General features: G+C 70.8%; 5 protein-coding genes. All 5 read left to right on the top strand.

Annotated elements, in window-relative coordinates; translation table 11 throughout:
* On the top strand, positions 1-915 hold a 915-nt coding region (locus tag ACLD7X_RS15680), incomplete at its 5' end, for a transglutaminase family protein (RefSeq protein ID WP_411424611.1).
* A 141-nt stretch (positions 916-1056) separates the two neighbouring features.
* Complete coding sequence (locus ACLD7X_RS15675; RefSeq protein ID WP_425625342.1) at positions 1057-2322, top strand: ferredoxin:protochlorophyllide reductase (ATP-dependent) subunit N; 1266 nt, start codon at positions 1057-1059, stop codon at positions 2320-2322.
* Positions 2322-3992 carry a ferredoxin:protochlorophyllide reductase (ATP-dependent) subunit B gene (locus tag ACLD7X_RS15670; protein ID WP_411424609.1) on the top strand — a complete coding sequence of 557 codons (1671 nt, stop codon included), beginning with the start codon at positions 2322-2324 and terminating at the stop codon, positions 3990-3992. Before ACLD7X_RS15675 ends, ACLD7X_RS15670 begins: the two co-directional genes overlap by 1 nt.
* A 24-nt stretch (positions 3993-4016) precedes the next feature.
* Positions 4017-4901: a ferredoxin:protochlorophyllide reductase (ATP-dependent) iron-sulfur ATP-binding protein gene (bchL, locus tag ACLD7X_RS15665; RefSeq protein WP_411424608.1), complete on the top strand. Its 885-nt coding sequence runs from the start codon at positions 4017-4019 to the stop codon at positions 4899-4901.
* 3 nt (positions 4902-4904) lie between these two features.
* On the top strand, positions 4905-6434 hold a 1530-nt coding region (locus ACLD7X_RS15660), incomplete at its 3' end, for a bifunctional aminoglycoside phosphotransferase/ATP-binding protein (RefSeq protein WP_411424607.1).

Here is a 6434-nt window from a genome sequence, read left to right as displayed (position 1 = left end):
CTCGCCTACAGCGTGCTTGAGGCCCACAGCGGTGAGCAGCGCCAGCTGATCGGCGAGACCCTGCGCCATCTCCATGCCGACCGCTCCGGCAACAACCACCGCAGCGAGATCAGCCTCGACAAGTTCTGGAACCCCGGCGCACCGGCCGGCTGCCTGGGGCTGATCGAATTCCGGGCCCTCGAGTCGCTGCCCCGGCCCGACTGGATGGCGGCGATCGCCCTGCTCTGGACTCACCTGGCGGCCCTGCTGCTGGATCCGGAGCGGCGGCCGGCCCAGCTGCGGAACTGGGGCAGGGAGCTGCACGACCGGCTGTTGCTGCCCAGCCAGCTCTGGGCTGATCTCGAAGCGGTGCTGGCCGATCTGGCCGGCGCCGGCCTGCCCCTGGACGCGGATCCCTACCGCGAGATCTGGGCGTGGCGCTTCCCGCTCCTGCTGAGCTGGGAGGGTGAGGCCACGGCCCGGCTCGAGCTTCGACTGGCCCTGGAGCCCTGGCCCCTGATCTGCGACACGCCGCGGGAGGGGGGCTTCACCAGCCGGTTCGTCGATGGCTCCCTGCGGCGTTTCGAGGTCGTGGCGAGTGCGGCGCTGCGCCAGGCCTACCGGCTGGTGCTCAACGGTCGGCCGCTGCCCCTCGACACCCCCGGCCCGCTGGCGGTGCGCTACCGCGCCTCCCGGCTCTACCCCTGCTTCCACGCCGGGATCGCCCCGACCATGCCGCTGGTGCTGCAGCTCCTGCCCGCCACCGGCAACCAGCCGATCGCCCAGTGGCAGCTTCCAGCCGACGGGCAGGCCTTCGAGCCCATGGCCCCGGAACCGCTGGCCAGCCCCCAGGCTCCGCCCTGGCAACCCCATCCCGACCGGCCCTGCAGCGTGGATCTGCGCCTGCCGCTCAGCCCACCGCTCCCGATCCCATAAATGACAAAGCAGACGCGATCCCGAACAATTCCACGCCAAAGGGCTGCAGGGGCCGCCGATCTCCCCTAGCAGTGGTGGGTAACGCTGCGGCAGATCGCCAGCATGGGTGGGTCTCTATCGGTGGAACCGGCTGCGCCGCCGGTGGCGACGCGGAACCCGGAGCTCTCGCTGCGCAGGGAAAACGGTCAGCGCGAGGTGTTCTGCGGCCTCACCTCGATCGTGTGGCTGCACCGGCGCATGCCCGACGCGTTCTTTCTGGTGGTGGGCTCCCGCACCTGCGCCCACCTGATCCAGAGCGCGGCCGGGGTGATGATCTTCGCCGAGCCCCGCTTCGGCACGGCGATCCTGGGGGAGCGGGACCTGGCCGGCCTGGCCGATGCCAACGAGGAACTCGATCGGCTGGTCGCCGACCTGCTGGTGCGGCGGCCTGAGATCCGCACCCTGTTCCTGGTGGGCTCCTGCCCCAGCGAGGTGATCAAGCTGGATCTGGGCAAGGCGGCCGAACGGCTCAACGCTCAGCTGGCCGGCCGGGTGCGGGTGCTGAACTACAGCGGCAGCGGCATCGAAACCACCTTCACCCAGGGGGAGGACCAGGCCCTGCTGGCGATGGTGCCGCTGATGCCGGCCAGCCCCCCAGGCACCGAGGCCGACCAGCTGCTGATCGTGGGCACCCTGGCCGATGCGGTGGAGGACCGCCTGGTGGACCTGTTCCACCGGCTCGGCATCCCCCGGGTGAGCAGCCTTCCCCCCCGCCAGTCCCGAGACCTGCCGTCGATCGGCCCCGGCACCCGGGTGCTGCTGGCCCAGCCGTTCCTCTCGGCCACGGCCCGGGCCCTCACCGCCCGGGGCGGCCAGCTGATCACGGCCCCCTATCCCCTGGGCGTGGAGGGCAGCGCCGCCTGGATGACGGCGGCCGCCGAGGCCTTCGGCATCCCGCCCGCCCAGGTGGCGGCCGTGCTGGATCCGCTGGTGGAGCGCGGCCGCCGAGCGGTCGCCCCCCACCGGGAGGTGCTGGCGGGCAAGCGCCTCTTCCTGCTGCCCGATTCCCAGCTGGAGCTCTCCCTGGCCCGCTTTCTGCAAAGGGAATGCGGCATGAGCCTGGTGGAGGTGGGCACGCCCTACCTGGATCGGGCCCTGCTGGAGGGTGAACTCGCCCTGCTGCCGCCCGGCACCCCGATCAGCGAGGGCCAGCACCTGGAGAACCAGCTCGACCGCGTGCGGGCGGCACGCCCCGATCTGGTGGTGTGCGGCCTCGGCCTGGCCAATCCGCTGGAAGCGGAGGGCATCGCCACCAAGTGGTCGATCGAGCTGGTGTTCAGCCCGATCCATGGCTGCGACCAGGCGGGCGATCTGGCCGAACTCTTCGCCCGCCCCCTGCGTCGCCGCGAACTGCTGCGCTTCAGCTGATGGAACTCACGCTCTGGACCTACGAAGGCCCTCCCCATGTGGGGGCCCTGCGCATCGCCGCCTCGATGGAGGGGGTGCACCTGGTGCTCCATGCCCCCCAGGGGGACACCTACGCCGATCTGCTGTTCACGATGATCGAGCGGCGGGAGCAGCGTCCCCCGGTCACCTACACCACCTTCCAGGCCCGCGATCTGGGTGGCGACACGGCCGATCTGGTGAAGCGGTCGATCCACGACGCCGTGCAGCGCTTCCGGCCCGACGCCCTGCTGGTGGGCGAGAGCTGCACCGCCGAGCTGATCCAGGACCAGCCCGGTGCCCTGGCCGCCGGCATGGATCTGGGCGGCATTCCGATGGTGAGCCTGGAGCTGCCCGCCTACTCCAAGAAGGAGAACTGGGGCGCCGCCGAGACCTTCTATCAACTGGTCCGGGGGCTGCTCCGATCGGAGGTGCCGCCTCCGGGGAGCGCCAAACCAGCGCCGGACCGCTGGCGCGCCGAGGGCCGCCGGCCGCGGGTGAACCTGCTGGGGCCCAGCCTGCTGGGCTTCCGTTGCCGCGACGACGTGCGGGAGGTGAGCCGCCTGCTGGCCGAGCATGGCATCGACGTGGCCGTGGTGGCTCCTCTCGGGGCCCGTGCCGCCGACCTGCTGCGCCTGCCCAGCGCCGATGCCAACGTGTGCCTCTACCCCGAGGTGGCCGCCCCGGTCTGCAGCTGGCTGGAGCGCAACTTCGGCATGCCCGTGGTGAAGACCGTGCCGATCGGCATCGGCGCCACCGGCGACTTTCTGCGGGAACTGCACGAGCGGCTGGGCATGGAGCGGCCTGCTGCGCTCAGCCCGGAGGGCGAGGGGATGCGGGAGGCCGAACGCCGCTCCCGCCTGCCCTGGTATTCCCGTTCGGTGGACTCCACCTACCTCACCGGCAAGCGGGTGTTCATCTTCGGCGATGCGACCCATGCCATCGCGGCGGCGCGGGTGGCGAGCCGGGAGCTCGGCCTGCGGGTGGTCGGTCTGGGCAGCTTCAGCCGCGAGCTGGCCCGCGAGGTCCGGGCGGCGGCGGCGGATCTCGGCCTCGAGGCCCTGATCACCGACGACTACCTCCGGGTGGAGCAGGCCATGGCCGAGGCCATGCCCGAGCTGGTGCTGGGCACCCAGATGGAGCGCCACAGCGCCAAGCGGCTGGGCATTCCCTGTGCCGTGATCAGTGCCCCGCTGCACGTGCAGGACGTGCCGGCCCGCCATGCCCCCCAGATGGGCTGGGAAGGAGCCAATGAGCTCTTCGACAGCTGGGTGCACCCGCTGATGATGGGCCTGGAGGAACACCTGATCGGCATGTTCCGCCACGACTTCGAATTCGTGGAGGGCCACCGCAGCCACCTGGGCGGCCAGACGGCGACGGCGCAGGCCGCCACACCGCAAGCCGAAACAGCACAGGCCGAAACACCGCCGCCGGGCCGGGCCCCGGCCGACCAGACCGGGGAGAGCGGCGAGCGAACGCCGGTCGGGGCCAGCACACCAGCCTGGAGCCCGACCGGCGAGGCCGAACTGGCCAAGATCCCCTTCTTCGTGCGCGGCAAGGTGCGCCGCAACACCGAGGCCTATGCCCGCGACCAGGGCCTCGCCCTGATCGACAGCGAGGCCCTCTACGCCGCCAAAGCCCACTTCTCCGCCTGAGCCCCCGTCCCCCTGAATTCCCCCATGACCACCACTCTGCGCCGTCCCGATGGGGAAGGCAGCCTCCAGGTCCACCAGGACCCCAGCGTCAACATCGAGACCGGCGCCCTGGTGATCGCCGTGTACGGCAAGGGCGGCATCGGCAAGAGCACGACCAGCTCCAATCTTTCCGCGGCATTTTCCAAGCTCGGCAAGCGGGTGCTGCAGATCGGCTGCGATCCCAAGCACGACAGCACCTTCACGCTCACCAAGCAGATGGTGCCCACGGTGATCGACATTCTCGAGACCGTGGATTTCCACACCGAGGAACTGCGCCCTGAGGATTTCGTGTTCGAGGGCTTCAACGGTGTGCAGTGCGTGGAATCCGGCGGACCGCCGGCCGGCACCGGCTGCGGTGGCTACGTGACCGGCCAGACCGTGAAGCTGCTCAAGGAGCATCACCTGCTGGAGGACACCGATGTGGTGATCTTCGATGTGCTCGGCGATGTGGTGTGCGGCGGTTTCGCCGCGCCGCTGCAGCACGCCCACTACTGCTTGATCGTGACGGCGAACGACTTCGACTCGATCTTCGCCATGAACCGCATCATCGCGGCGATCCAGGCCAAGGCGAAGAACTACAAGGTGCGGCTCGGCGGCGTGGTGGCCAACCGCTCGAAGGACACCGACCAGATCGACCGCTTCAACGACCGGGTGGGCATGAAGACCATGGCCCACTTCCCCGACCTCGATGCCATCCGCCGTTCGCGGCTGAAGAAGTGCACGATCTTCGAGATGGAGCCCACCCCCGAGGTGGAAGCGGTCCAGAACGAATACCTGCGCCTGGCCCAGTCGATGCTCGAGACCGTGGAGCCCCTGGAGGCCGAATCCCTCAAGGACCGGGAGATCTTCGACCTGCTCGGCTTCGACTGAGCCGTGGCCGCGGCCGCGGCCGACGCTGCCCTGCCAGCGCTGATCCGTGGCCTGCAGCAGCCGCAGGCCTACCCCCACCCCGTGGGGGAGATCCGGCTGCTGCAGACCCACATCTCCTGGATCCTGCTCACCGGCACCGTCGCCTACAAGATCAAGAAGCCGGTGGATTTCGGCTTCGTCAACTTCAGCAACCTGGAGCGACGGCGCCGCTGCTGCCATGAGGAAGTGCGCCTCAACCGCCGCCTCACCCCCTGGCTCTACCAGGGGGTGGTGGCGATCGTCGGCAGCCCCGAGCGGCCGCGGCTGCAGGCAACCCCCCGGGCCGAGGACAGCGAGCCGGGGGAGGACGAGGCCCCGATCCTTGAGTACGCCGTCCGCATGGGGCAGTTCCCCCAGGAGGCCCTGCTGCCGGCCGCCCTGGCCCGGGGAGCCGTGACCCGCCGCCACCTGGACGGGCTGGCCGAGCGGCTGGCCCGCTTCCACGCCGCCGCCGCGACGGCAAGACCCGACGGCGCCTTCGGCACCCCGGCGGCGGTGCGACAACCGGTGCTGGCCAACGTCACCAGCCTGCTGGCCCATGCCGATCCGGGCCTGGAACACCGGCTGCGGCGGTTGCAGGACTGGATCGCCGGGAGCTACGGACGGCTGGAGAGCCGCTTCGCGCAGCGTCTCGCCAGCGGCCGGGTGCGGGAATGCCACGGCGATCTGCACCTGGGCAACATGCTGCTGCTCCAGGACCGCATCGAGGTCTTCGACTGCCTGGAGTTCAATGCCGCTCTGCGCTGGATCGATGTGATCAGCGACATGGCCTTCCTGGTCATGGACCTGCAGGAACGGCACTGCGCCCCGCAGGGCTGGCGGCTGCTGAACCAGTGGCTGGAGCACAGCGGCGACTACGCCGGCCTGGAGCTCTGGGCCTGGTACCTGAGCTACAGGGCCCTGGTGCGGGCCAAGGTGGCCGCCCTCGGCGGCGATGGCGCGGCGGTGGAGCGCTACCTCGCCCTGGGGGAGAGTCCAGGCCCGCCCCAGCCCCAGGCCCTGGTGCTCTGCCACGGCGTCTCGGGCTCGGGGAAGTCCCACCACAGCGCCGGGCTGATCGAGGAGCTGGGGGCGATCCGCCTCCGCTCGGACGTGGAGCGCAAGCGGCTGTTCGGCCTCTGGGGCCAGGGCGACGGGGAGCCGCGCCGCGGCGATCCCTACGCGGCGGCCGTGGGGGAGGAGCTGTTCGAGCGTCTGCTGCCGGAACTGGCGCGGCCCCTGCTGGCGGCGGGTTTCTGCGTGATCGTGGATGCCACGTTCCTGCGGCTTCGCGATCGCCAGACCATGGCCGGGCTGGCGGCGCAGGCGGGGGTTCCCCTGCTGATCCTGGCGTTCACCGCACCCCGCCCCCTCATCGAGGGACGGATCCTGCAGCGGCAGCAGAGCGGCGGCGACCCCTCCGACGCCGATCTGGCTGTGCTGGCAGCCCAGTGGGAGCGGCTGGAGCCGCTCACCCCCGCCGAGCGGGCCGCCGCGATCGAGGTGGAGCCCGCC

The organism is Aphanothece microscopica RSMan92 (assembly GCF_046613545.2).
GTDB lineage: Bacteria > Cyanobacteriota > Cyanobacteriia > PCC-6307 > Cyanobiaceae > NIES-981.
The sequence above is the reverse complement of the archived record's forward strand: the minus strand, read 5'-3'. Positions and strand labels throughout refer to the sequence as shown.